Raw genomic sequence first — 26,193 nt, forward strand, 5'->3', positions numbered from 1 at the left:
ACTATGGCTTTACCTAAGCGTATTATTCCATGCCTTGATGTAAACGCGGGCCGTGTAGTTAAAGGGGTTAATTTTGCGGCCTTGCGCGATGCCGGCGATCCGATTGAAATTGCCCGTCGCTATGACGCTGCGGGCGCAGATGAGTTGACTTTTTTAGACATTACCGCAAGCTCAGATGAGCGCGACCTAATTTTGCCTGTGATTGAAGCGGTGGCCGAGCAGATTTTTATTCCGTTAACCGTGGGTGGCGGCGTGCGTACGGTGGCCGATATACGTCGCTTATTAAATGCCGGAGCGGATAAAGTCAGCATTAATTCGGCCGCCATTGCGAATCCTCAACTGGTTGCGCAAGCGAGCGCAAAATATGGTGCGCAGTGTATTGTGGTGGCGATCGATGCGAAACGCGTATCAGATGATAATGCACCGCCCCGGTGGGAGGTCTTTACGCATGGTGGTCGTCGCGCAACGGGATTCGAGGCGTTAGCTTGGGCATGTAAAATGGCCGAGCTGGGTGCGGGTGAAATTTTATTAACCAGCATGGATCGTGATGGTACCCAAGCTGGGTTTGATCTTGAACTTACGCGCGCTATTTCCGATGCGGTGTCAGTGCCGGTGATTGCTTCAGGTGGCGTAGGGAGTTTGCAACATCTGGTGGATGGCATCGCGCAGGGTCATGCGGACGCAGTGCTGGCTGCCAGTATTTTTCATTATGGTCAAGCCACCGTTGGCGCCGCCAAGCGCTTTATGGCTGACCAAGGTATTTCGGTAAGAATCTAAGCATTAAATAAATCATGAGCGCCAACTTGAAGTTGCGAGCTTGGCTGACTGCGAATAACCCCCTTAAGGCGATGAATGGAAGCGGCTTGGCTTGAAGCAGTGAAATGGGACGCGCGTGGTTTAGCGCCGGTCATTGTGCAGGAAATTGGCAGTAATGACATTCTGATGTTTGCCTGGATGAACCGTACGGCATTGCTGCAAACTGCTGAAACCGGCCGTGCTGTCTATTGGTCGCGCTCACGCGGGCAGCTCTGGCTGAAAGGAGAGGAGTCGGGCCATATACAATATGTACGCGAATTACGGCTCGATTGCGATCAAGATGCGCTGTTGCTTAAGGTTGAACAAGTCGCAGGCATTGCCTGCCATACAGGCCGCCACTCGTGCTTCTTTCAAAAATTAGAGGCGACGCAAAATGACTATGTTTGGTCGATGGTTGAGCCTGTGCTAAAGACCCCGGAGAAAAGTTTAAATGTCTGAAAACGACGCGATCAAATCCAATGATGTTTTGCCGCGTTTAGCGGCCCTGATCAATACACGCAAAACCAGCTCTGCAGAACACTCTTATATCGCCCGTCTGTTTCAGCAAGGCGACGATGCGATCCTAAAAAAAATTGGCGAAGAAGCCACGGAAGTCGTAATGGCGGCAAAAGATCAGCGGCACGGCGCTGCGCCGGCAAAATTGATCGGTGAAGTGGCTGATTTATGGTTCCATTGTTTGGTCATGCTCGCCCATTTTGGCTTGAGCCCAGCGGCGGTGCTAGCTGAATTAGAGCGTCGTGAAGGAATCTCTGGGCTTGACGAAAAAGCGTTGCGTAAAGCGCTTGCACGGGCTAGCGATAACGCATAAATTTCTATACTGAGTAACGGTTAATGTTGAATTGTTGGCTTTCGTAGCGGAAATTTACAAACTTTGGAAAACTGAACCATGAGTCAAGATCAATTTGGAAATGAGCTAGCGTTTACGGGAAGTGGCGTGCTCTCGCAGGAGCAGGAACGCCGTTTACGGACTTTGACGCATGTCCTGTATGGGCTGTATGCGTTTTCCTTGGTAATCGGCGTGACGGGTGCGATTGCTGTGATTATTAATTACATTAAGCGTAGCGATACAAACGGTACTTTCTACGCCAGTCATTTTAGTTGGCAAATTCGCACTTTTTGGTGGTCTTTGGGTTTGTTGATACTGAGCCTGTTATTTAATGGCATATTCATTGGCAAATTAATTCTGTGGGGTAGTATGCTGTGGGTGGTGTACCGGCTTATTAAAGGCTGGCTCCGTTTAAATGATCGTAAGCCTGTCTAAAATTCAGTCCGATAAGACCATCCTGTATTCACACACGTATGATTTACTCTAGGAAGCTATGAGTCACGACGATTGTCTTTTTTGCAAAATTGCCGCCGGTAAAATACCCAGTCATAAAGTGTATGAAGATAATGAGTTTTATGCTTTCCATGATATCCGGCCGGCCGCGCCGGTGCATGTGTTGGTGATTCCGCGTCAGCATATTGAAACGTTGTCTGCTTGCGGTCCGCAAGAAGCGCCGCTGCTCGGTAGAATGATGACATTATTGCCGCAGCTCGCGGCGCAGCTCGGAGTTGGCTATACTGGAGATGATACCGGTTTTCGTACGGTGATTAATACCGGTCCAGGCGGGGGACAAGAGGTATATCATCTGCATGCACACATTCTTGGTGGGCCTGGGCCATGGTCGCGTATGGGTTAAATCCGCAGATTGTGCGCAGCATACCGACGTAAGAGGAAAATGATTATGTTTACAGGTTTAGGTAGTCCTTTGCATTGGTTTATTGTCCTTTTGATTATTGTGCTGGTTTTTGGTACTAAAAAGTTACGCAATATCGGCCATGATCTGGGGAGCGCAATTAAGGGTTTCAAAGAGGGTATGCGTAACGGCGAACAGGCTTCGGCTAAGAGCCAACAACAAAATTTACCTGGTCTTGACAGCCCTCCATCTGACGCAAAAAGTAAGCCTCTAGAACGCGATTTATATTGATAAGTAAAGCGGCTCTTTATTTTATATGTTCGATCTTGGTCTGGCAAAGTTAGCCCTCATCGGCGTGGTTGCGCTGATTGTGCTTGGGCCGCAACGTCTGCCGCGGGTTGCGCGCACAGTGGGGACTTTGCTTGGGCGTGCTCAGCGCTATATGAGCGATGTAAAGGCCGAAGTGAGTCGAGAGCTTGAAGTCGAAGAACTGCGCAAAATGCACGCTGATTTGGCGCATAGCGTGCATCAGGAGGAGCAGGCTATCTATGATGCAGTGACGTCATCTCCCGCGCAAAACCCGATTGAAGAAAATATTTCGCCCTCTACCTCTAGTTGGCGGCCAGCAACCTCGCCTAAACGGAGTAACTGGCGCATTAAACAAGCGGTTTTGCCAGTTTGGTACAAGCGCGCGGCCCGTAAACGAGCACATCTGCAATCGGCTGCGGCGCGTATGGTGCGTTACAAACCCAAAAATTTATCTCGCTCTTTCTAACGCCCCCCTTTTGGTTGACACTTGCGTGAACGCTCCTGAACCGACGCCAGCAGGCGAAGATACATTTATTTCTCATCTGGTCGAATTGCGCAGTCGGGTGATGCGGGCTGGGGCCGCGGTATTCATTGTATTTATTGGGCTGGTTTACTGGGCGCCGGATATTTTCCGACTGTTGGTGCGCCCGTTACTGGTTAACCTGCCTGAAGACGGCAAAATGATTGTGCTAGATGTGACCGGTTCATTTTTTGTGCCGATTAAAGTGACGTTGTTGGTTGCGTTGCTTATCGCATTGCCGTTTGTGCTTTACCAATTATGGGCGTTTATCGCGCCTGGGCTATATCAGCACGAGAAAAGGCTGGTTATGCCGCTGGTAGGGAGTAGTTACGCCTTATTTTTAAGCGGGATGGCGTTAGCGTATTTCTTTGTATTCCCAGCCATTTTTCGGCTCATGGCGCATTATAACGAGCCGCTTGGGGTGCAAATGGCAACTGATATTGACCATTACCTAAGTTTTGCGCTTAACCTGTTTTTAGCGTTTGGCATCGCGTTTGAAGTACCCATCGTAGTGGTGCTGCTGGTGCGCATGGGCGTGCTGACTTTAAGCAAGCTTAAGCAAATTAGGCCTTATATTATTGTTGGCGCTTTTATTATTGCGGCTATTGTGACCCCGCCAGATGTGCTTTCGCAATTTCTATTGGCGGTGCCACTCATTGTCCTTTACGAAATAGGCTTGCTCGCCGCGCGCTTCTTGGTCGTTGCAAAAAAGCCCGCGGCTGAGCTCCTCTGATTATTGCGTGGCGTGTTCGTTTTTAGGTGGCAGAGGCCGCTTGCCAATTTCTACCGTAATATCTAATGGCTTGTTTTTACGCACAATATGCAGTTTTGCCTCAGTGCCGGGTTTAATCTGCGCAATGACATCTAGCAATTGAGTCGTGTCCTCTATCGGCGTGTTATTTACGCTCACCAGAATATCACCTGGGCGGATATTAGCTTTATGGGCTGGGCCGCCTTGCAGCACACCCGCGACAATGGCACCGGATTTACGCTCTAAATCAAATGATTCAGCAATTTCTGGCGTAATATCTTGGGGTTCGATGCCGATCCAGCCGCGCGTCACGGAGCCTGTGGCAATAATGCTTTCAAGCACACTGCGCGCGGTCGAGACGGGAATTGCAAAACCAATGCCCAAAGAACCACCGCTACGCGAGGCTGAGTAAATCGCAGTATTAATGCCAATTAAATAACCATTGGCATCGACTAATGCGCCGCCAGAATTGCCCGGATTAATTGGCGCATCGGTTTGAATGAAATTTTCAAAAGTATTAATGCCCAGGTGGTTGCGCCCGAGCGCGCTAATAATTCCCATCGTGACAGTTTGTCCGACTGCGAAGGGGTTGCCAATGGCGAGTACCACATCGCCCACTCGTGCTTCTTCCATCCGGCCCAGCGTGATTGCTGGAAGATTCGCTAAATTAACTTTTAAGACGGCAAGGTCGGTTTCTGGATCCGTGCCAATCACTTTGGCTGGAGCATTACGGCCATCCGCCAGCGCAATTTCGATTTCATCTGCGCCATCGACCACATGATCATTGGTTAGAATATACCCTTCTGAGCTGACAATAACGCCTGAGCCTAAAGTCGAGGCGGGTTGTTCTTGGGGCCGCCGGCCGCCATTATCGCCGAAAAAATAACGAAACAGCGGATCTTCCATGCGTGGGTCTTTAGTGGGAGACGTGTCTGCGCTTGAAAAGATATTCACCACGGCTGGCATGGCTTTTTGTGCAGCATCCGCATAAGACCACTCCGATTTGTCACGGGGACGACCGGTGGGCGCAGTTTCACGCAAGGCGACAATCGACGAGGCTGGCGTTGGGCTAAATGCCCCTTGCCTTTGTAGCCATTCTGGCTTTAAGGTGGCGACAATAAACAACAGCGCCAAAAGCAGAGTCACTGCTTGCGCAAAGAGAAGCCAGAAACGTTTAAGCATGGGCAGAAATTAGGGCTAATATGGATAGAATTGAACTTGAATTGTACTTGAAGCGGCTATTGGCGGTCGATGGTTTTCAAGATTACTGCCCGAATGGGTTGCAGATTGAAGGCCGCCAACAGATTAACAAGCTGGCTACCGGCGTTACGGCCTCGTTGGCTTTACTTGAGGCCGCACTGGCTTGGGGCGCGGATGCAGTTTTGGTGCATCATGGGTTTTTCTGGAAAAATGAAGCATTGCCGATCACGGGTTGGAAATACCGGCGCTTGCGTTTGCTATTGGCCCATGACATTAATCTATTGGCTTATCATCTACCGCTTGATGCCCATCGTGAGCTAGGCAACAATGCTCAGTTAGGGGCTCGCTTAGGTTGGGTGGCAGATGGGCATTTTGGGGCCAATGAGTTAGGCTGGCTGGCGACTTTGCCAACCCCCCTTACTTTGGCGGAGATTACGGCGCAGGTCGACCATCAGCTCGGCCGCCCACCACTGGCGTTGGGCGAGGCCCAGCAGAAGGTAAGCCGCGTGGCGTGGTGCACGGGAGCGGCGCAGGGTTTGTTTAACGATGCGATTGAGGCTGGCGCCGATCTATATTTGAGTGGCGAAGTCTCTGAGTCCACCACGCATTTAGCACGCGAAAGCGGCGTTGCCTATTTAGCGGCGGGCCATCACGCGACAGAACGTTATGGCGTGCAAGCACTGGGCACGCATTTGGCGAGCGTTTTTAAGCTTGAACATTTTTTCATAGATATTGATAATCCAGTTTAAGCACAGCCATATTCGGCATGTTCTTGCTTAAGCTGATTGGTATAATAAAAGAAGAAGCAGAATCCGGCCTAAAAAACGGGGGTACATCATGCGAGACAAACAACAAAAGACGGTGGATAGCAGTCGCCGACATTGGCTGATTGCGACTTCAGTCGTAGGCGGCATAGGGGGAATAACGGCGGTGGCGCCTTTGGTGGGGTCCTTGGCGCCCTCTGAGCGGGCTAAAGCGGCTGGAGCGCCGGTCGAGGCGGATATTAGTCACTTGCAAACGGGTGAAGTGATGACGGTCGCTTGGCGTGGCAAACCGGTATGGATTATCAATCGTAGCGATGAGATGTTGGCGGATGTGGATAAAGCTGACGCGATGATTGCCGACCCTGACACGCACAACCCTTTCTCAATACCCCTGCCCGATTACTGCAAAAATAAATATAGAGCGCGAGTTGAGCATCCTAATATCCTGGTTTTAATTGGTATCTGCACGCACTTGGGATGCTCTCCGGTGCCGCGTTTTCAAACCGGGCCGCAGCCCAGCCTGCCTCACGACTGGCCCGGTGGCTGGTTCTGTCCTTGCCATGGCTCCACTTTTGATCTTGCGGGCCGCGTGTTTAAAAACAAACCCGCTCCGCAAAACCTGGATGTGCCTCCTTATATGTTTCTCTCAGAGTCTCGCATTGTGATTGGGAAAGACGAAAAAGGAGAAGCCTAAATGACCAAGCATGATTCCAAGCAAGCAGTCCAATCCACTTCTGAAACTTCAGGCGAAGGCAGTGGCCTCTTAGGTTGGATCGACCGTCGTTTTCCGTTGACAGCTCTTTGGAAAAATCACTTATCGGAATACTACGCGCCAAAGAATTTTAACTTTTGGTATTTCTTTGGCTCGCTCGCGTTGCTGGTGTTGGTGATCCAGATCGTGACCGGCATCTTTTTGACGATGAATTACAAGCCGGCCGCCGAGCTTGCATTTACTTCAGTTGAATACATTATGCGCGAAGTGCCATGGGGTTGGTTGATTCGCTATATGCACTCGACGGGTGCATCGATGTTTTTTGTTGTACTTTATTTGCATATGTTTCGCGGGCTTTTATATGGCTCATACCGTAAGCCGCGCGAATTAGTTTGGATTTTGGGTTGTCTGATCTTTTTATGTTTGATGGCTGAAGCGTTTTTTGGCTATCTTTTGCCGTGGGGACAGATGTCGTATTGGGGGGCACAGGTTATTGTGAACCTTTTTTCGGCGATTCCATGGATCGGCCCCGATCTGGCGCTGTGGATTCGCGGCGATTATGTGGTGAGTGATGCAACGTTGAATCGCTTCTTCGCTTTTCATGTGATCGCGATTCCACTCGTGCTGTTGCTGCTGGTTGCTTTGCATTTGGTGGCGTTGCACCAAGTGGGTTCGAATAACCCAGACGGCATTGAAATCAAAGACAAGAAAGATGAGCATGGCGTGCCGCTGGATGGAGTGCCGTTTCATCCATACTACACAGTCCATGATTTAATGGGCGTGTCGATCTTTTTGATGATTTTTAGCGCGATTGTTTTCTTCGCGCCGGAAATGGGCGGCTATTTTCTTGAAGCCAATAATTTTATACCGGCTGATTCATTAAAAACGCCGACTGAAATCGCCCCAGTTTGGTATTTCACCGCATTTTATTCAATGCTGCGCGCTACCACAGACGATTTCAAATTAATCTTAATGATCGTGCTTGGCCTAATTGGGGTATGCGGCGTGTTGCGGGCTCGTACACTCAAATATAGAGCAATATCAGCAGTTGCCTCAGCGCTGGTGATTGCCGCCATGAGGATAACGGAAGCGAAGTTTTGGGGGGTGGTCATCATGGGTGGAGCAGTGATTACCCTGTTCTTTTTGCCCTGGCTAGACCGTAGTCCGGCAAGGTCGATCCGCTATCGGCCGTTTTTCCATAAAATTTTGTATACGCTATTTGTCTTTGTATTTTTAATCTTGGCAGTGCTTGGCACTAAGCCGCCGTCGCCAGTGGCCAACGTGACTTCGCAAATCTGTACGCTGCTGTATTTTGCCTTTTTCTTCAGCATGCCTTATTGGAGCCAGCGTGGTGTATTTAAACCTGTGCCAGAGCGTGTCACTTTTTCACGTAAAGCGTGAGTAAGTCGTTAAAAAAGGCAAATTTAAATGAAAACATTGGTCTCAATATTGGTATTGGCTGTGATTGCCGTGACTTCAGTTATGGCAAATGAGCAAACCATCCCGCTTGATCGAGCCCCAGATCGCACCCGGGACCTAGCGGCTTTACAGCGTGGCGCTCGGCTTTTTGTCAACTACTGCTTAAATTGCCATAGTGCGAACCAAATGCGCTATAGTCGGTTGCGGGATATTGGTATTTCCGCACCAGAGGTTGAAAGCAATTTACTCTTCACCACGGATAAAGTGGGCAATATGATGCATATCGCCATGCGTGTAGACGATGCTAAAGCGTGGTTTGGCACGGATGCGCCGGACTTATCCTTGATCGCTCGTGCGCGTGGGCGTGATTGGCTATATACCTATTTAAGAAATTTTTACCGGGATGATAGTCGGCCTACGGGCTGGAACAATCGGCTCTTTGAGAACGTTGCGATGCCGCATGTATTGTGGCGGCTACAAGGCCAGCGCGTACTGCAAAGCCAAGAGGAAAGTAGCGTACCTGATACTATCTTAGAGTTTTCTGGTTATCGGCAACTCACCTCGGGCACTTTATCTGCCATCGATTATGATTCAGCCGTGGCTGATTTGGTCGCCTATTTAAGTTGGATGGCGGAGCCTGTGCAACAGCAGCGTAGGCGGCTTGGCGTATGGGTTATATTGTTTTTGAGCGTGCTCAGCCTTTTCGCTTGGCGCTTGAATGTAAACTATTGGAAAGACGTTAAATAGCCATTGCGTGATCAACTTACGCTGGCTCAAAGTGAATTTATCATGACTTAAAATAGTCATAATCAAGTTGTATGGTTTAAACTTTTCGCAGGGGCGAAAAGTGACGTAAATGGGTAGCAGTGCCGCCCTTTGGTTTTTTAAGGAAAGTAAAAAATGATGATTTTATATTCCGGCGCGACGTGTCCGTTTTCCCAGCGTTGCCGGGTGGTTTTATTTGAAAAAGGAATGGATTTTGAAATCCGTGATGTTGATCTTTTCAATAAACCGGAAGATATTGCAGTAATGAATCCATACGGCCAAGTTCCAATTTTAGTGGAACGTGACCTGATTTTATATGAATCAAATATCATCAATGAATATATTGATGAGCGGTTCCCGCACCCGCAGCTTATGCCATCGGATCCAGCACAGCGCGCGCGCGCTCGTCTTTTTCTATTCAACTTTGAAAAAGAATTGTTCGTGCATGTGATCACGCTTGAGACCGCTAAAGGCCGCTCAACCGAAAAAATTCATGAAAAAGCACGTCATGCCATTCGTGATCGGTTGACCCAATTAGCGCCGATTTTTGTTAAAAACAAATACATGCTAGGCGAAGAGTTTTCAATGTTGGACGTAGCAATTGCGCCATTGCTATGGCGGCTTGATTATTTTGGCATTGAGCTCTCAAAGAATACAGCGCCACTAATGAAGTACGCTGAGCGGATTTTTAGTCGCCCCGCCTTTATTGAAGCCTTGACCCCTTCTGAAAAGGTAATGCGTCGTTAATCCAGCGATAGTATTACAGCGTATGTATATAGTCCCAGTGCGTTTTGCTAGAGCAGACGCACTGACGATTTCAAGGATGTTAAATGCAGCAAGCTATATCAACGAAACCTTATCTACTGCGTGCCCTGTATGAGTGGTGCACCGACAATAGTTACACGCCGCATGTCGTGGTGAGCGTGGATAATCACGTTCAGGTTCCGCGTGAATTTGTCCGTGACGGTAAAATTGTGCTCAATATCAGTTTTAGCGCAACAGAAGGCTTGCTCATGCGCAATGATTGGATTGAGTTCAACGCTCGCTTCTCCGGCCGTGCGCATAAGATAGAAATACCCGTTGATAATGTGCTGGCGATTTACGCATTGGAAAATGGCCAGGGCATGGCTTTCCCGCTAGAGGCGTCCTCAGCGGAGCAGACAGCCGGTGCGCCTAGTACGGGAAGTGCTGATTTATCCGTTGTGTCGAACGAACTACCACCCGGTGCAAGTTTAGTTCAGGAAAAACCAAGGGAGAGCAGTGGCAAGAAGAAAAGCGGGCGGCCACACCTTAAGCTTGTTAAGTAAGGCGCATTTGTCCGTCGTGCACATCAATTGAAAATGATAGGCTGTTTTTTGCTGCCGAATAATCACCAAATTATGAGCTTCTAAGGCTTATAAAACGCGCTAAGCATGGATTTTCCTAAGCAAATTTTGAGTAATTGTGCGGACTCAACTTTGGCGGTATGATGTTGAGGCTCTAAGGCGCAGTAAAGTAAGAATGTTGATAAGTAAAATCTGTTTCTAAAAGGTCTTTAGAGGCAAGTTAAATGTACTTTTATAATTAATTAACAAAGATAAGGAAATTTATACTATGTATCCTACATCAAGAGTAGCCACCGCAACGACTCAAAGCCAGGTCAGCACGATCTTGGATCCTATCGCGAATGGCAGGCAGGCCTTCAATATTGCGCAGAATTGCCTAAAAAGCGGAGATTATGAAAATGCGCTGCGTTCATTGGATGTGATGAAAAAAAGTTTTGGCGATGCGCTTACTCAGAATAAAGTACGTCCTTCCGCCGAAGAACATCAGATTAAAGCTCAACTTGCTCAAGCATATTTAGTGAGTGGCGATATTTTATGCAATCTGCGTAGAGTTGATGAGGCGCGCACTAATTATGAAGCCGCTTTGCAATATGGAGCGCTTGAGGCGGAGCAAAAATTATCATCCTTGCAAAATGTGGGCGTAGAGCGAGATGAAGTAGTGATCCAAGTTGCAGCTGGCTTGGCTGGCCAAACAGTAGATGGTTCGGGGCATGAAACCCATCTGCATTTCAACCCAACAGAAAGGGATCATCAGTTGTTAGCGGAGACTATAAAACAACAGCCCACTTTGGAGATGATAATGGCAGCGCTGCCTAAGGTACGTGCTGGGAAAGGAGGCAGAACGGTGGTCCAATTTTCAACTGGCGCCGCGAATATTACAACATCTGGCGAAAATAATAAGACTACGACGATATGGGGTCGGAGTAATGTTTCTGACACAACTCCCGGCGCGAATCCTACTAATTTAGGGTAGTGAGGGACTGAGGGCACTGCTGCCCGTCCCAAAGAAGTGACAAAGGGATATTAAATAATTTAAGTATAGGGGTAATAAAATGATTGGTTGGGGGAAGGTTGAGTCTACGGTTGCTTTGCAAAGAGGCGAACATTATCTAAAAGCCGCTCGTGAGCATCGGGAGAAGCAAGAGTTTGATCTCGCGCTTAATCAGTTCAATTTAGCCAAAAGTGAATTGAAGAAAGCAGCCCCAACTAATCAAGCAATTGAAGCCGCGATTGCGACCGTTTACCTGGAGCGAGGAGATCTTCATCAAGAGCGTGGTCGGCTCTCTATGAGAGAAGATCTTGCATGCGCCCACACTTTATTCAAGCGAGCCCATGCAAGTTATAAAAAAGCGACTCTCGAGCCTTACAATGCACGTGAGAATGAAGCGCGGGAGAAAATAGCCGAGTTAAAGTTGCCGGAGACACCAAGTCCTTGGCGCGCAGCCGTAAGAGTCAATGAAGCGATCAAACAACGGTTTTCATCCCAGCCGCAATCCATTACGAGCTTTTTTAAGCCAGTTCAGAACTCATCTAAGCCTGCACCTGGCCAAGTTTATCCTCCTATTACCGAAGTCGCTCAGCTGATCGATACCCGACACTTAGCCTGGTGTTTACAAGAAGGCTATCTTTCTGAGGCGCAAGAAAAACAGTTTAAACAGCTCGCCCGCGATATATTAGAAGCATTTTCCCGGACCAATGCAAAAGGTTACTTTGACTTAATCCGAGAAATCGTCCCGCTTGCCGCGATTGCTGATCCAGAGCTATACCAGCAGTTACTCAGCCAAATGGTGAACGCGCTTTCTGCAAATCAAGCGATTTTACTGGATGTATCGGTTGCCCAAGGACTGGCGGTAATTATTCGGGACCGCCCAACAGCCTTATTCAATCACGTCCGATCGGGTGATTTGGTGGACGTGCTCAAATTGCTTCACGCACGTTTGGATAAAGTTCATAAAGAAAATAATCTGCTCCAATGTCAAACCTTGCTGTGTGGGGTTTCGCAACTACTTGATGCAATGACATACTTAGGTGTGAGTGGAATTGATAGGGAAGGAGTTCAGGCGCCGCTTTATGCCACGCTGGATGGATTAATCGGTCATTCTGATCCGGAGCTGGCTTGGCAAGCGCGCTATGCGCGCCAGGCGTTAGTCCATATTCCAAACAATGAGGCGATATGGGAATGCATACTGCGCCACACCTTTAATGTAGGAAGGGGAGTTCTAAATATCGCGTCTGCAGTTAAGAGTCTGGACGTTGAAAAATTGGAAAGCTCATTTAGCCGGTTTGAAGAAGCCTTTATTGGCGTGCGCGAGGCTGCGCTGTCACTGGCCCAACTCGGCGATGCAGCTAAAATCACCGTTGAAGCCTTGCAGAAGGAATATGAATCAGTCAGTTCAGGATTGCAACAACTCAATCGTCCGCACGGCTGGTATGCGGCACTGCGCTTTGCAGATTTATTGCTGGAGGAAAATCAATTTGTGGCACTGGAGAAGCTGGCACATCTGCCTCGCTACAGTCACAATGAAAAATTCTTACAAGGTTTATGCCAACGGTTAGAACGGGTCGCGCGCACGAGCGAGGGCGAAGTGCAAAAAGAGGCTAAACAATTTTTAGAAAGTCTCACACAAGATCCGCAGTGGGGCAAGCACGAGCGCGTTATGCAGATGGCGCAGTTGAGTTTGCAGCACTTAGACCAAGCTCAGTCAATCGGCGGGCAAGATTACATACCGGCTTGGTTGCCACTCTGGCGGGAACCGCTCGGGACGCAATTGTTAGATGAAGTACGAGAGAACGCTCGTCAGAAACAGGTGCCCGTTAAGTTAGAAGGGATTAGCCAGATGTTAGAGTATCTGCCTGGTCTAGAGCAGAAAATGCAAGATATATTAGAAAAGCAGATGCAGCAAACGCAAAGCGTGTTGGAGCGGAAAATGCAGCAAATACTAAGCATTTTAGAGCAGCAACAGGCACAAGAACCGTTACCTGACCTTGCATCATTAACCACTTTGCCGACGGATCTGAAAGAGCAGAAAGAGCAGTATCTAAAGAGTCTAGAAGAAACCGGGGAAATAAAGGGCGCGCTTGCGATGTATAAAGCAATGCACGGGCAAGCGGCATCGGTTGGGAACAAGTATTTTGGTTTAGATGATATAGCGACGGTATTTTTTGTCTCTAATGAGAGGGTTCGGCAAATTTCTGAGCAGCTTGCAGAGATGAAGCACAGCATCTTGCCACAGCTGTTTGAGCTTGAAATGAGGCAGCGCACGCAATTACCGCCAGAGGAAAATGAGGGAACGCTGATGCAAATAGCAGGCGGCGTGGCCAATGCACTGGTAGGAGGCTCAGATAATACGAGCGTCGTGCATCTCAACCCTGAAATCTTAGATCCGCAATTATTTGCAGCAAGCCAACAGCAGACCTCTCAGGATCTAGCTGCTGCTTTGTCTGCAATTGGCCCGCTCTCTCAAAGAGGGGGGAAATTTGTGTTTCAGTTTTCGGGGGGGGCTGCCAATAGTGTGATAACGGGTAATAATAACAAAAGCACGACTGTCTTTGGTTCGAGTTCCTTTTTAAGGCCGGTATCTGACTCAGCAACCCAAGAAATTGAAAAGAAATAATTCGAAGGTTTGTAATCGGTCGGACTGATGCAAACCAAGACGCATCATTTAGCTTAGCTTGAGAATGGGCAACGCTAAATGATGTGGTGCGTCTGCACATAAAAATTCGGATAGGCTCATGACGCAAAGATATGTTCGGCACCGTAAAGGTAAGCTAGTGACGCCTACGAGGTAGAGCAGAATTGCGGAACAAATTAATCTCCCAAATTGTCTGCGATGCGTTATACTACGGGCCTTGCCGGCTTAGCTCATCTGGTAGAGCAGTTGATTTGTAATCTGTCGGTAAATCTATAAATATCAGCTACTTATTCAAAAATCTGTTCCGCAATCAAGAGAAAAATATAATCTGCAAACCCTTATTTCGCCTTGATGTCATCTGGGTTTGCGGAACAGAAAATAATGGCTAGTCTTCTTCATTTCAGGTGGATTAGTAGTTTTTTGGCCACAGTCACGTGGGCTGGATAGTCGCTCAGCATACCTCTTCACTAAGATAAAAACAATTTAAAAATCAACTGAAATTTTATGCGGCAAATAGTTTTGTTGGGCAAATCTGATTTGTCCAAGTTGGACTCATTAATGAGATTCAATCGAAAAGCAAGCCACCATTATTTTCAGGTCGATTATCGGTAGGCTATGCATGGGCCGAGTTTCTGTTCAACGGATTAAAAGCCCTGATAAATTTCTTTAAATATTATTAAGTTAAGCTATATCGTGTTTTACAAATACAAAAAAACCAAGTATATATTACAAATATTCAGGGAGTTTTTTGGAAGTTTTGTAGAACAAAAACCGCTAGGCTACTCTTCGCCACGATGGGGCGTTGGTAGTTGTAGATGCCAATACGGTAACTTTTTAACCCAGACCCAAGACGATTGGAATCACAATCCAAGACGCTTAATCCGGCGACAGGCTTCCCGAGCTTGACCGAAGACCCACCGGCATTTCGATTGCTGAACTGGCCGAAGTCAATGTCTATAACGCCAGTGTCTGCTGGCAATGGCGTGAACAGGCGCTTGGATTGAAAGATTTTTATAGGCAGCTACAGCATTCATACAAAGAAATGCCATAGAGCTGTAACACCCTGCAACTGAAAACGTGTCAACCTGCAATTTTATGCATGGTGAAAAAAAAGCTAGCCCGCCTCAGCGGGTGGGCGTTTCACTACACTGCACTCAAGATGACACTTAGCGCAAAAAGACTTTTGCTACACTCCCGCCTAAGAAAAATAAGCTAAGGAAAAGAAATGGAACACATAGGACGTGCGCTCGGGAACACATTTAGGAGTACCACAGCGACCCGAAAAGTGGCCGATGATTATCATCAGCAAGCGCTAGCGTATCAAAAGCAAGGGAATGAGACTAAAGCGGAAGAGCAATTCCGGCAAGCGCTGGCGATGGGCCAAGAAGCACAGCGGATCAACCCTAAAAAATCAAAAGTATATCGAACCTTGGCGGTTATTACTCTTGATTATGCTGACTTGCTGGAAAGGCAGCATCGCACCACTGAGGCTAAAGATGCCTATCAGCAAGCCCAAGAATACGCGGATGAAGCCCATAAGTTAGAGCCGAAGCATCCCAAAGCGCAAGATTTGTTGAGGACTGTTAATTCTCAGCGCAGCCAATTTTTACGTGCTGAGGGACAAACGGCTCAAGCGGATAATCTCGAAGGAAAGATTGTCGTACAAAACTGCCAAGGTACGATTAATGCTCCAGTCCATGGCAAGAATAACACGGTCAACGTGCATTATTACTCACCGGATAAAGAGCTTCTGCCTCAAATCCAAGAAATGCATACCGCTGTTGGCGAATTAAAAACCGCCTATCTAGATCGTTTTAAAGAGCAGCAAGCGCTAGAGCTACGCTGGAAGAAAGAACCGTTGGCCATCTTAGGCCGCAATATCGAAGAAGAATATTTCACCGCATGGGAAGAACCTGGAGAAATTCAGGACGGGCTGGCGATGTATGTCGCGCCACAGGCGACGACCCTCACAGATAAAGACACCCTTTTCGATTTAGACGAAGCGGTAACGGCCTTTTTAACGCAAGGTAATGATTCTGGACAGAAAACTCAGGTGCTGTTGTTGTGCGGTGAAGCGGGGTCAGGTAAATCGACTTTTAATCGCCATTTAGCACGCCGCTTATGGCAAGACTATAGTAAAGCTTCAGGCGAGCGACCGATCCCACTGTATATCTCTTTGCCGACTATAGATAGGCCCAACAAGAACTTGATCGGCCAGTATTTATCGGATAAATGCGGTTTTTCGCCAGAGCAGATCGACGCGTTGCGGGCAAGTCAAAGCTTTATTTTAATCTTAGATGGCTATGATGAAATTCCTGCGGAACAACGAAATTTATACGCGGATGAAAAACTAGATCAATGGCAAGCAAAAATCTTACTGAGTTGTCGGCCTGAGTATTTAACGGACGGCTATAAAAACCATCTGCAACCGCGAGGTCGTTCCCGTGTGCTGCTGGAGTATCAGCTCGCACCGTTTTCAGAACAGTCGGTCGAAACCTATATTCATCAATATGTTAAGCATACGCAAGCTCAATGGAGCGCTGAAGACTATCAAGACAGATTGGCGCAGATTCCAAATGTGAAAGAATTATTGGGCACGCCCTTTTTACTCAAAATGGCCTTAAGCGTGTTGCCTACATTAGAAAAACCTCGGCCCGCTCAAAGGGCTTTAACCCGAATCAAACTCTATGAGCAGTTTGTGCAAACGTGGTTTGAGCGTTCGTTAGCGCGTTTAGATGCGATTCAGTCTAAATTGATGGAGACGGAGCAGAAGGCTTTCCGCGGTTTAAAAGATGAAGGCTTTATTGAGCATAGCCAAACATTTAATACTCAGTTTGCGCTGGAGATGTCAAAGGCCCAAACCACGGTAGCGGAATATTCCCCGATTGCTAGCCTAGGGAAGCTGCAGGATAAACGATATAAGACATTTCTGAGCAATAAGGATGAGGCAAAGAATTTACTGCGTTTTAGCGCTTTGTTGACTCGCCAGCAACAGCAATATCGCTTTATTCATAAATCAATCCAGGATTATTTAGTGGCGCGTGCGATATGGGAAGAGCTAGAAAACTTCCCGGGATCGGAGTCATCGAATCGTTCTACGCCATTAAACTGGGTAGAACAGGTGCGGGTGTTATGGGAAGGGCTCAGCCCTTCTGTTCAAGTGGATGCTACGGCCTTATTGAATACCTTCAATGTTGTGGAGGATTTAGCAATCCAGCGGTTTTTGGTCGAGCGAGTGCAACAAAATGGAGGGTTGCTGAAACCGCTGCTGGCGTGGATCAAAGCGTCAACGCGCCAGAATAGCGTGAGTATGGCTGCGGCGAATGCAATCACGATCCTGATTAAAGCTGGAGTGCAGTTCCATGAAGCGGATTTAAAAGGCGTCCAGATACCCGGGGCAGATCTGAGCTTTGGGGTATTCGATTCAGCGCAGTTGCAAGGGGCGGATTTAAGGCAGGTCAATTTTAGGAATAGTTGGCTTCGCGATGCGGATTTAAGCGCAGCCAAGATGGCTGGGGTGCAGTTTGGCGAATGGGCTTATCTCCAGGAAGAGAGCGAAGCGATTTCCTGCGCGTATTCTCCGGATGGGAACAACTGTGCGGTAGGGCTTTATAACGGCACAATCAGCATCTATTTGACCTCGAATTGGGAAAAAATCTACACCTTAGAAGGGCATATAGACTCTGTCAGGAGCGTAATGTATTCGCCGAACGGCTCGCAGATCGCCTCGGGAAGTGATGACAAGACGGTGCGACTGTGGAATGCGCAAAGTGGGGTAGTTGCGTACACCTTAGAGGGACATACCTTAGGTGTTACTAGTGTTGTGTATTCGCTGAGCGGTTCGCAGATCGCCTCGGGGAGTGCGGACAAAACGGTGCGCCTGTGGGACACGGAAAGCGGCGCGGCAGTGCATACCTTAAAAGGACATACCGACTGGGTTACTAGCGTGATGTATTCGCCAAATGGCTTGCAGGTCGCCTCGAGCAGTAGGGACAAAACGGTGCGTCTGTGGGGTACGCCAAGCGGCGCAGCTGGTCATACCTTAGAGGGGCATACCGACTGGGTTACGAGCGTGGTGTATTCGCCGAGCGGCTTGCAGCTTGCCTCGGGGAGTTGGGACAAGACGGTGCGTCTGTGGGACACGGAAAGCAGCGCGTCTGTCCACACCTTAGGCGGACATACCGCCCCTGTTACGAGCGTGGTGTATTCGCCGAGCGGCTCGCAGATCGCTTCAGGGAGTGAGGACACTACAGTGCGTCTATGGAGCGCGGAAAGCGGAGTGGCAGCGCACACCTTAGAAGGACATACCAAGGGCGTTACTAGTGTGGCGTATTCGCCGGGCGGCTCGCAGATCGCATCGGCGAGTAATGACAAGATGGTGCGTCTGTGGGATACGGAAAGCGGATTAGCTGGTCACACCTTAGAAGGACATACCAAGGGCGTTACTAGTGTGGCGTATTCGCCGAGCGGTTCGCAGATCGCCTCGGGGAGTTTTGACAATACAGTGCGTCTGTGGAGCGCGGAAAGCGGAATGGCAGTGCACACCTTAGAAGGACATATCGCTTCTGTTACTAGCGTGGTGTATTCGCCGGGCGGCTCGCAGCTTGCCTCGGGGGGATGGGATAGTACGGTACGTCTGTGGGACGTGGAAAGCGGAGTGTCTGGCCACATTTTAGAAGGACATACTCACTTTGTTACTAGCGTGGTGTATTCGCCGAGCGGTTTACAGATCGCTTCGGGAAGTTGGGACGATACGGTGCGTCTGTGGGAGGTTGCTTCAGGTGATTGTCTAAGGGTGATTCAAGAGTTTAGAGGGACTGTCTATAGCGTAGCCTGGAAAGCGATGCCGGAGGGTTCCTATCTGTTGACTGGCAGTGGCGATAAGATAGTTCGTCAGTGGTCAATAAGAGAGGGGGATGAAGAGTGGGTTCGTCTGATCTGGATGTCACCGCATGCTGGGTTAACAGTGGAGGGTGCATTAATAGAAGGCGTGGAAGGCTTAAGTGAGGTAAATCGAGCGCTGTTGACGCAGAGGGGCGCCAATGATGGAGTTGTATTGTCAGATTTAGCTTGAGATAGACTGAATTAACGTAGGGTGTTAACAGGGCGTAGTGAAAGGCCCGTGAGAGCCTTTCACTACAGTGTGAATGTTGGATTTAACTAAAATCATTCCGAGATTTTTATCTAATGTAAGTTATATTTATCTTGATATGATCCCTGTTTATTTGATTCGGGCCAACTTATATAGATAGTTTTATAGAAAGAAAGACAAGTAAAATTTTGTCAACGGCAACTCGCAAATCCTTATAAATACTAGATGGGTTTCTGCCAAACTGTTGACAATTATTTTCTCTAATCTATTGATTTATAAGGAAAAAATACATTTTCCGTCTCGGATTGTGATTCCAGTTGTCGCGGGTTCAAGTCCCGTCGGTCACCCCACCACATAAGGGTTTGCGGGATTTTGAATCCAAACTTTACAACGGATTTTGAAATTTTACAATTTTGTACCTTAGCCTTAATCCTCATAAAGATAAAAATAACTTAAAAATTAACTCCAATTTTAGGCAGAAAATATCTTTGTTGAGCAATCTGATTTGTCTAATTTGGACTCATGAATGAGATTCAATCGAAAAGCAAGCCACCATTACATTATTTTCAGGTTGATTATCGGTAGGCTGTGCATGGGCTGAGTTTCTGCTCAACGGATTAAAAGCCCTGATAAATTTCTTTAAATATCATTAAGTTAAGCTATATTGTGTTCTACAAATACAAAAAAACTAAGTATATATTACAAGTATTCAGGGAGTTTTTTGGAAGTTTTGTAGAACAAAAACCGCTAGGCTACTCTTCGCTACGATGGGGCGTTGGTAGTTGTAGATACCAATACGGTAACTTTTTAACCCAGACCCAAGACGATTGAAATCACAATCCGAGACGGAAAATGCATTTTTTCCTTATAAATCAAAGAACTATAGAAAATAATTGTCAACAGTTTGGTAGAAACCTACCTAGTATTTATAAGACTTTGCGAGATGCCATTGACAAAAATTTGCTCAGTTACCTCCCCCACTCCTTAATTTAACATATTAGCTCTTCCAGCAACTTTCCGTAAAACTGCGTCATCAATTCTTCAACAATGTATCGCTGATGGTCTGCCAGTACGCCGGTCTTGTTTGCGAGCAAAAACGTTTCCAGTGAGAGTAGATAAGTAACTTGCTCCATTTTTGCACTTTCTCGATATTTAAGCATACGTCAAGAATTGAATTGCAACACAAAACTATTCACATCGCAGTGAGCGGCATAAATTTAGTCTATCTCCTGGAGAGCCTCACTGAAGAAATCCTATAGCAGACCGAAAAATACCCGTATAAGCTACATAAGTATATTGTTGATTCAAGGTGCAAGGGCACTAATATTTAAGGAGATGGGCTCACGAAGCAAACCGAAAGGTGCCCACATAAAAGTATGTTACCTCCTATTTGCTCCATTCATTCTCCGTCAGTACCCCTTTCCTCGACATTGCAGTCGCAAGGGCATGCGTCCGCATCAAGAGAGGTTAACGCTGCTTGGCAGGCTTTAGAAGATGCCGATAGGTGCCAGAGGAGCCAGATCGATGAGGTGTGGATAAGCTATACAGCGGCGATAAACGCTTTTAACAGCGCTTCTGAGGCTGGTGCAAAAGATATCCAAGCTGGATTAGCTAGAGCTTATTTGAAGCGTGGGGAAATTGTATCAACGTTTGATCCATCCAAGCTAGAAAATATCCAATCTCAATTAATTCAAGCCTATTTTAAGCTTGGAGAGAACATTCCAAATGAGAGAAATTTATCGTATTTAAGATGTCTAGCGCGTAAAGACTTTGAAAAGGCCGAGCAATACGGATCAGACGAGGCCACTGCTATATTGAAAGATATCCAGTTCCGTCAGGCGGAAGTCATTACTTCACGTTACTTTACAAATGAACTGCCACTCACCTCCGTTGAGGATGCTGTCGTAAAGCAGCAGCACGAAATCAAAAATACTCGCCATTTAGCTTATTGTTGGCATTCACACACTTCTGACGAGCAAAAAGAAACTTTATGTGCGTTAGCGTTGAAGATACTCACGGCGGCCAATAATCTAACTGGCAGCGACAATTTGGGACACTCGCAAGAAATAGCGCCGTTAGCAGCGATTCCTGATAAAAAAATTTATGATAGGTGGACAAACATCATGATTACAGCTTTGTCTGGGAAAGGCATGCTGAATCAACCGGCGCTGCGAGGCCTAGAAGTTATATTACGCAACCTTCCGTTATCGTGGCTTAACGCTCAGCAGGTCGAAATGAGTCTGGTAAGGCTATTAGAAACTCTAAACGGAATTTTCAAGAGCAACCCCTGGGGAAGTACTGAATCACTTCAAGTATTGTTGCAAACTACCTCGCAGCTGTTGGATACGATCTTCCGGGTCGGCATCAAATTCGGTATCAGTCGCAAGGGATTACGAGATTCTCTGAATAAGAGCTTGGCTGATTTACGCGGAAAATACTCGACAGACCCGGAGCTGACTTTCCAAGTCGATTATGCGCGCCAAGCCTTGGAGCGCATTCCTAATGATGAAAGCGCTTTGAAGGAAGCGGCAACTCGCGCCTATGACGCATTAATAACAGCCTTAAGTATTAAAGCCATTATCGCAAGCGTCGCCAAAAATGGCGTTGCATTTCATTATGCCGTTGAGAATGCTTCAAAGGCTGGTGACATTCCCAATGCAGTCGCGGCGCTCACGTCTTTCAATGCCGCCGACGCGAAAACCGCTTTGCCAATTTTGAAAGAAATCGGTACGAACATGCGTCAGGCGCTGAGAAATCGAACCGTAGCGCGACCCTGGTATACCGCTCTGCAATTTATCGATGTGTGCTTTTTGGAACAAGGCTGGCTCTTCGAGTTCGAGAGCTTTTTTCATGAGTATCTGAATGTCGATGATGAGAATTTTCTACAGGGTCTGTGTCAACGCTTAGAGTACATCGTTGGGCGCCAATACAGTGAAGCACAACGTTTAGAAAAGCGGGCACAATTTTTAGAGAATCGCACTCAACTCTTGGCACCTCTGGCATCAGAGGCTCGTGACCGGGCTCAGCAGGTAAAGAAAGTCGCGCAGCAAGCTACTAAATTTTTAAGCGATTTCATGTTGCCCAAGAATAATCGCGTCGTGCAGCAAGCGACTTTAAATACCTTAAAGCGCTTAAAAGCTGAACTTCCTGAGCTGCTAGAAGAGCTCCCAGAGATTTTAAAGCAAGTACGCACTGCTGATGACGGCGCATCAGTCCAAAAGGCTGAAGTTACGCCGGCCTGGCATGCCGACTGGTATACACCTCCTACCGAACTCTTAAAGAAACAATTGGGCGAAAGCGCTGAACTCACTTTAGGGCCCAAACTCCAAGAGTTGAGAAAAGCGTTTTTACAGACCACGGAAGATATTATCATAGCCAAAGATAATACTATTGTAGCCAAAGATGAGCTTTATGAAAAACCGGACTGTACTCTCATCAATCAAAATCAGCGCCTTGCTTTAGAAAGCAAAGATGACAAAATAGGCGAAATCAACAGCTTCCTCACTTCACCGGAAGCGCGAGTCTTATTACTGTTAGGTGGGACAGGCTCTGGCAAAACTCAGTTTGGCCGGCACCTCGCTCGTCGCTTATGGGACGAATATAGTGCTGCGATTGAACAGGATGATTATTCTCGCCCTATACCCTTATTTATTGACCTACCAAAGCTGAACCCAAACTCAAGCGTTTCACCGGGGAATTTTATCTCCACATATCTAACAAATCAGGGATTGGAAGCACAGTTTAAAGACCTGCGGAAAGATGAGAGGCGTTTTGTTTTTATTCTGGATGGCTATGACGAGTTCGCCAGTTTCTCGCCCACATTCTATGCTGATAATGAACTGGGGCAGTGGACGCATGCAAAAATCATCATTAGTAGCCGACGAGAATATTTGGGTACTGATAACTATCGGGACTCTTTCCTGCCACCATCAACTTACGAATCTCAACGACCGTCCGACCAATTTTTGAAAGAATTTCATCTAGCGCCATTTTCAGATGAAATGATTGAGCGTTATATCGAAAATTATGTAACTAAGTCAAAGCAAGACGCCTCACTAATCGAGCAGTACAAAGAAAAATTACTGAATGGCTCGCCAGAATTAAAAAAGCTTATAAGCAATCCCTTGTTACTCAACATGGCCTTGACTGTCTTCAAGACACCCGAGTCCATCGACAATACTATAACCCGGATTGGCTTATACGATAAGTTTATGGAGTATTGGTTTGACCGCGAATGCAAAAGCTTAGGAAATAATCCAAATTTAAAAGAACGGGATTTCTTTATAAAGAATTTATTCAAAAATTTCAGTAAGCGTGTCAAGACCTCTGCTCAAGATTTTGCAATAGGTATATATAAAGAGAAAAAAGAGACACAGGGGGTGGTCAAATATTCGACAGTGAAAGAGCCACCATCTTGGTGCAAGAATTTTTTAAACCCAGATGACGTAAAAAATTCGCTATTGCGCCGTAGTATTCCACTAAATCATCAAATAATTCAGGAGGAAGGCCTTCTCGAAACTTATCAATATGAACAGTATCAGTTTAAACATAAATCTTTTCTAGATTATTTTGTGGCCGAAGCTTTGTGGGAAAGTTGCGTTTTACAAGCAACGGAAATGGAGCCACTATTCAACCAGCTGAACCTTGTCAAAGATCCAGGAGTACTTGACTTTTTAGCTGAGCGAGTTCAACAGAAGCCAGCATTGATAGATCTGTTAGTCGATTTGATTAATCTCTCGAAGTCGGATGATAAGTCGGGTGACGAATTTCATATCGCGGCGGCTAATGCACTAACTATTTTAGTCAGAGCGGAAGTGCAGTTGAGCGGAAGAGATTTCAATGCGATTCATGCACGTGGAGCAGATTTAAGTTATGGAGTATTTGACCATACCAAATTCGAAAGGGCAGATTTAAGTGAAGTGCAATTACGAGGCGCGTGGTTGCGAAAGGTTAATCTTGCGGGAGCGGACCTTGCCGGTGTTAACTTTGGAGAAAAGCCGAGATTACAACCCGGCGTCATAGTTAAAGCGTGCTGTTATTCGCCTGATGGGGCCTGGTTGGCTATTGCCACAAACAACAGAGTTCAGCTGTATTGTACGGAGACTTTAGAGCTTCAGCCCATTGTTAGGGAGCATCGTGGTGATACGGTGGTGACGAGTGTGGCGTTTTCGCGAAACGGACAGTGGCTAGCCTCGGGTGGTACGGATTGTGCCGTTAGGCTTTGGTCGGTGAAACCTGACGCTAAAGGTTCCAGTTCCGCGTTTAAGTTTATCGGGCATGAGGATTGGGTGTTAAGCGTGGCGTTTTCGCCAAACAACAAGTGGCTGGCCTCGGGTAGTGCCGATCATACGGTCAAGCTGTGGTCGGTGGAACCTGACGCTGAAGGCTTCAGGTTAGGGTTTACGTTTAAAGGGCATACTCATTCGGTGAAAAGCGTGGCATTTTCTTCTCCAAAGGGTAAGTGGCTGGCTTCGGGCAGTTATGATAAGTCGATCAAACTGTGGTCGGTGAAACCTGATGGGGTGGAGAGTGAGGCGTTTCTGCCAGGCGATCAGCGGTCAGCCTCAAGCAGTGAGGACAAGCCGATCAAGTTGAAGGGAATTGGTGAGGACACGTTTGAAGGGTATCATAATGAAGAGAATGAGAGGTATCGTTATCCCACTCGCCGGAAGTTCCAGTATATGTCTAAAGGGCATGTGTTTGGGGTGAGTAGTGTGATGTTTTCGCCAGCAGAAGACAACGAGTCAGAAAGCAAATGGCTGGCCTCGGGCAGTGATGACAAGACGGTCAAGCTGTGGTTGGTGCAAGATAACACGCTCAAGTTCCAGTGCACGCTCGGGGAGCATGGAGGGTGGGTGAATAGTGTGGCGTTTTCGCCAAATAGCGTGTGGCTGGCCTCGGGCGGTGAGGACAAGATGATCAAGCTGTGGTCGGTGGAGCTTGACGCTGACGGGCGCAGGCTCCAGCGAACGTTTGAAGGGCATACTCATGCGGTGACGAGTGTGTCGTTTTCGCGGGACAGCCAGTGGTTGGCCTCGAGCAGTGAGGACTGGACGGTCAGGCAATCGGCGGTGGGAGATATCGAGCGTGAGCTCCAGCACACGTTTGAAAGACATGCTAATACAGTGAATAGTGTAGCTTTTTCGCCAAACAGCATATGGCTGGCCTCGGGCAGTAATGACAAGACGATCAAGCTGTGGTCGGTGGGGCCTGACGCTGACGGGTGCAAGCTCCAGCGAACGCTTGAAGGGCATACTGATTCAGTGACGAGTGTGACGTTCTCGCCGAAGACGGAGAGCGTGTGGCTGGCCTCGGGCAGTAGTGACCGTTCGATTAGGCTATGGTCGGTGAGAACCGGTTCGTCCGTGTCCCCGGACAAATCTAACTGGCATACTCATGCGGTGACGAGTGTGACATTTTCGCGAAGCGGCGAGTGGCTGGCCTCGGGTAGTGATGACAAGACTATCAAGCTATGGTCGGTGCAAGGTAACGAGCTCGAGTTAAAGCATACGTTTACGGGTCACGAGAATCCGGTGACAAGTGTGACGTTTTCGCCAAAGAACGAGGAATTGCTGGCCTCGGGCAGTTATGATTATACGGTCAGATTGTGGTCGACTAAAACGGACTTGTTCGCGTTGCCAGATACATCTGGAACGCATCGTACCCCTCTGACGAGTGTGACGTTTTCGCCAAATGGCGAGTTACTGCTCTCTGCCAGTTATGATGGGGCGGTCAAGCTATGGTCAGTGGAAGATAACAGGCTTGAGTGCCAATGCGTGTTTGCAGAGTCTCCTGCCTGGGTAAGTAGTATAGCATTTTCGCCCGATGGCGAGTGGCTGGCGATGGCGAATGCTATCCGGTTAGTATATGTGATTTCATTCGCCTCAAAAGTATGTTTTTCAGAGATAGGAGGCTTTGCTGGTTATGTTTACTCCTCGGCCTGGCGAGATTTGCTTGATGGCAATGCGCGACTACTAGCAACAGGAGGGGGGGATGGCGTAGTTCGCCTGTGGCGGGTGATAATGGAAGAAAGGAAAGGCAGTATCATCATCCGTGAGGTTCGGTTGAGTTGGGCCTCACATCAAACGGTATTGACCGCGGTGGATGCTTCTATTGACAACGCGGAGTATTTAGGATCGAATAATACCGCCTTGCTAATTGAGCGTGGCGCCAAAGGCACTCCTAAAAATTAAACATGAGAATAGCCCG

The 26,193-nt window shown here is 47.6% G+C and carries 20 protein-coding genes; 18 read left to right on the forward strand and 2 right to left on the reverse strand.

What is annotated here, in order from left to right; translation table 11 throughout:
* Positions 1-3: 3 nt before the first annotated feature.
* From hisF to tatC, 8 genes are all read left to right on the forward strand, one after another.
* Positions 4-777 (forward strand): imidazole glycerol phosphate synthase subunit HisF, encoded by a 774-nt coding sequence (gene hisF / locus MCB1EB_RS01540; protein ID WP_026922013.1) that lies wholly within the window; start codon positions 4-6, stop codon positions 775-777.
* Positions 778-852: 75 nt separating this feature from the next.
* Positions 853-1,254, forward strand: coding sequence for a phosphoribosyl-AMP cyclohydrolase (hisI, locus tag MCB1EB_RS01545; protein ID WP_045363389.1), 402 nt, complete (start codon positions 853-855; stop codon positions 1,252-1,254).
* Positions 1,247-1,624 carry a phosphoribosyl-ATP diphosphatase gene (locus MCB1EB_RS01550; RefSeq protein WP_026922011.1) on the forward strand — a complete coding sequence of 126 codons (378 nt, stop codon included), beginning with the start codon at positions 1,247-1,249 and terminating at the stop codon, positions 1,622-1,624. Before hisI ends, MCB1EB_RS01550 begins: the two co-directional genes overlap by 8 nt.
* Before the next feature lie 78 nt (positions 1,625-1,702).
* Positions 1,703-2,077, forward strand: coding sequence for a DUF4870 family protein (locus MCB1EB_RS01555; protein WP_045363386.1), 375 nt, complete (start codon positions 1,703-1,705; stop codon positions 2,075-2,077).
* Between the two features lie 58 nt (positions 2,078-2,135).
* Positions 2,136-2,498, forward strand: a complete 363-nt coding sequence (locus MCB1EB_RS01560) for a histidine triad nucleotide-binding protein (protein ID WP_026922009.1) — start codon at positions 2,136-2,138, stop codon at positions 2,496-2,498.
* A 45-nt stretch (positions 2,499-2,543) separates the two neighbouring features.
* Positions 2,544-2,786: a Sec-independent protein translocase subunit TatA gene (tatA, locus tag MCB1EB_RS01565; RefSeq protein WP_045363383.1), complete on the forward strand. Its 243-nt coding sequence runs from the start codon at positions 2,544-2,546 to the stop codon at positions 2,784-2,786.
* 25 nt (positions 2,787-2,811) lie between these two features.
* The gene (gene tatB, locus MCB1EB_RS01570; protein ID WP_045363380.1) at positions 2,812-3,270 is read left to right on the forward strand and encodes a Sec-independent protein translocase protein TatB; all 459 of its coding nucleotides are present in this window, start codon (positions 2,812-2,814) and stop codon (positions 3,268-3,270) included.
* A 25-nt stretch (positions 3,271-3,295) separates the two neighbouring features.
* Positions 3,296-4,057, forward strand: coding sequence for a twin-arginine translocase subunit TatC (gene tatC, locus MCB1EB_RS01575; RefSeq protein WP_045363377.1), 762 nt, complete (start codon positions 3,296-3,298; stop codon positions 4,055-4,057).
* On the opposite strand, the gene MCB1EB_RS01580 is transcribed toward tatC, so the two are convergent.
* Positions 4,058-5,257, reverse strand: coding sequence for a Do family serine endopeptidase (locus MCB1EB_RS01580; RefSeq protein ID WP_045363374.1), 1,200 nt, complete (start codon positions 5,255-5,257; stop codon positions 4,058-4,060). It abuts the gene before it with no gap.
* Between the two features lie 20 nt (positions 5,258-5,277).
* Between MCB1EB_RS01580 and MCB1EB_RS01585 the strand changes: the two genes are divergently transcribed.
* The 9 genes from MCB1EB_RS01585 to MCB1EB_RS01625 all read left to right on the forward strand — a co-directional run bounded on the left by MCB1EB_RS01585 (position 5,278) and on the right by MCB1EB_RS01625 (position 18,966).
* On the forward strand, positions 5,278-6,024 hold the full coding sequence (locus tag MCB1EB_RS01585) for a Nif3-like dinuclear metal center hexameric protein (protein ID WP_045363372.1): 747 nt from the start codon (positions 5,278-5,280) through the stop codon (positions 6,022-6,024).
* 88 nt (positions 6,025-6,112) lie between these two features.
* Positions 6,113-6,733: a ubiquinol-cytochrome c reductase iron-sulfur subunit gene (gene petA / locus MCB1EB_RS01590; protein ID WP_045363371.1), complete on the forward strand. Its 621-nt coding sequence runs from the start codon at positions 6,113-6,115 to the stop codon at positions 6,731-6,733.
* Positions 6,734-8,152: a cytochrome b gene (locus tag MCB1EB_RS01595; protein WP_045363369.1), complete on the forward strand. Its 1,419-nt coding sequence runs from the start codon at positions 6,734-6,736 to the stop codon at positions 8,150-8,152.
* Positions 8,153-8,179: 27 nt separating this feature from the next.
* Positions 8,180-8,917, forward strand: coding sequence for a cytochrome c1 (locus MCB1EB_RS01600; RefSeq protein WP_045363366.1), 738 nt, complete (start codon positions 8,180-8,182; stop codon positions 8,915-8,917).
* Between the two features lie 153 nt (positions 8,918-9,070).
* Positions 9,071-9,682 (forward strand): glutathione S-transferase N-terminal domain-containing protein, encoded by a 612-nt coding sequence (locus MCB1EB_RS01605; protein ID WP_045363363.1) that lies wholly within the window; start codon positions 9,071-9,073, stop codon positions 9,680-9,682.
* Positions 9,683-9,765: 83 nt separating this feature from the next.
* Entirely contained in the window at positions 9,766-10,242 is a 477-nt protein-coding gene (locus MCB1EB_RS01610) for a ClpXP protease specificity-enhancing factor (protein ID WP_026921999.1), read from the forward strand.
* A gap of 286 nt (positions 10,243-10,528) precedes the next feature.
* Positions 10,529-11,233, forward strand: a complete 705-nt coding sequence (locus tag MCB1EB_RS01615) for a hypothetical protein (RefSeq protein ID WP_045363360.1) — start codon at positions 10,529-10,531, stop codon at positions 11,231-11,233.
* Positions 11,234-11,312: 79 nt separating this feature from the next.
* Positions 11,313-13,874 carry a hypothetical protein gene (locus MCB1EB_RS01620; RefSeq protein WP_045363357.1) on the forward strand — a complete coding sequence of 854 codons (2,562 nt, stop codon included), beginning with the start codon at positions 11,313-11,315 and terminating at the stop codon, positions 13,872-13,874.
* Positions 13,875-15,117: 1,243 nt separating this feature from the next.
* Positions 15,118-18,966 carry a WD40 domain-containing protein gene (locus MCB1EB_RS01625; protein ID WP_052393847.1) on the forward strand — a complete coding sequence of 1,283 codons (3,849 nt, stop codon included), beginning with the start codon at positions 15,118-15,120 and terminating at the stop codon, positions 18,964-18,966.
* 1,007 nt (positions 18,967-19,973) lie between these two features.
* On the opposite strand, the gene MCB1EB_RS11940 is transcribed toward MCB1EB_RS01625, so the two are convergent.
* A complete protein-coding gene (locus tag MCB1EB_RS11940) occupies positions 19,974-20,117 on the reverse strand; it encodes a hypothetical protein (RefSeq protein ID WP_161566159.1) in 144 nt (47 codons plus the stop codon).
* A gap of 243 nt (positions 20,118-20,360) precedes the next feature.
* Here MCB1EB_RS11940 and MCB1EB_RS01630 point away from each other — a divergent pair, with 243 nt between their 5' ends.
* Positions 20,361-26,177, forward strand: a complete 5,817-nt coding sequence (locus MCB1EB_RS01630) for an NACHT domain-containing protein (protein WP_081953518.1) — start codon at positions 20,361-20,363, stop codon at positions 26,175-26,177.
* Positions 26,178-26,193 lie beyond the last annotated feature (16 nt).

Source organism: Mycoavidus cysteinexigens (genome assembly GCF_003966915.1).
Lineage (GTDB): Bacteria > Pseudomonadota > Gammaproteobacteria > Burkholderiales > Burkholderiaceae > Mycoavidus > Mycoavidus cysteinexigens.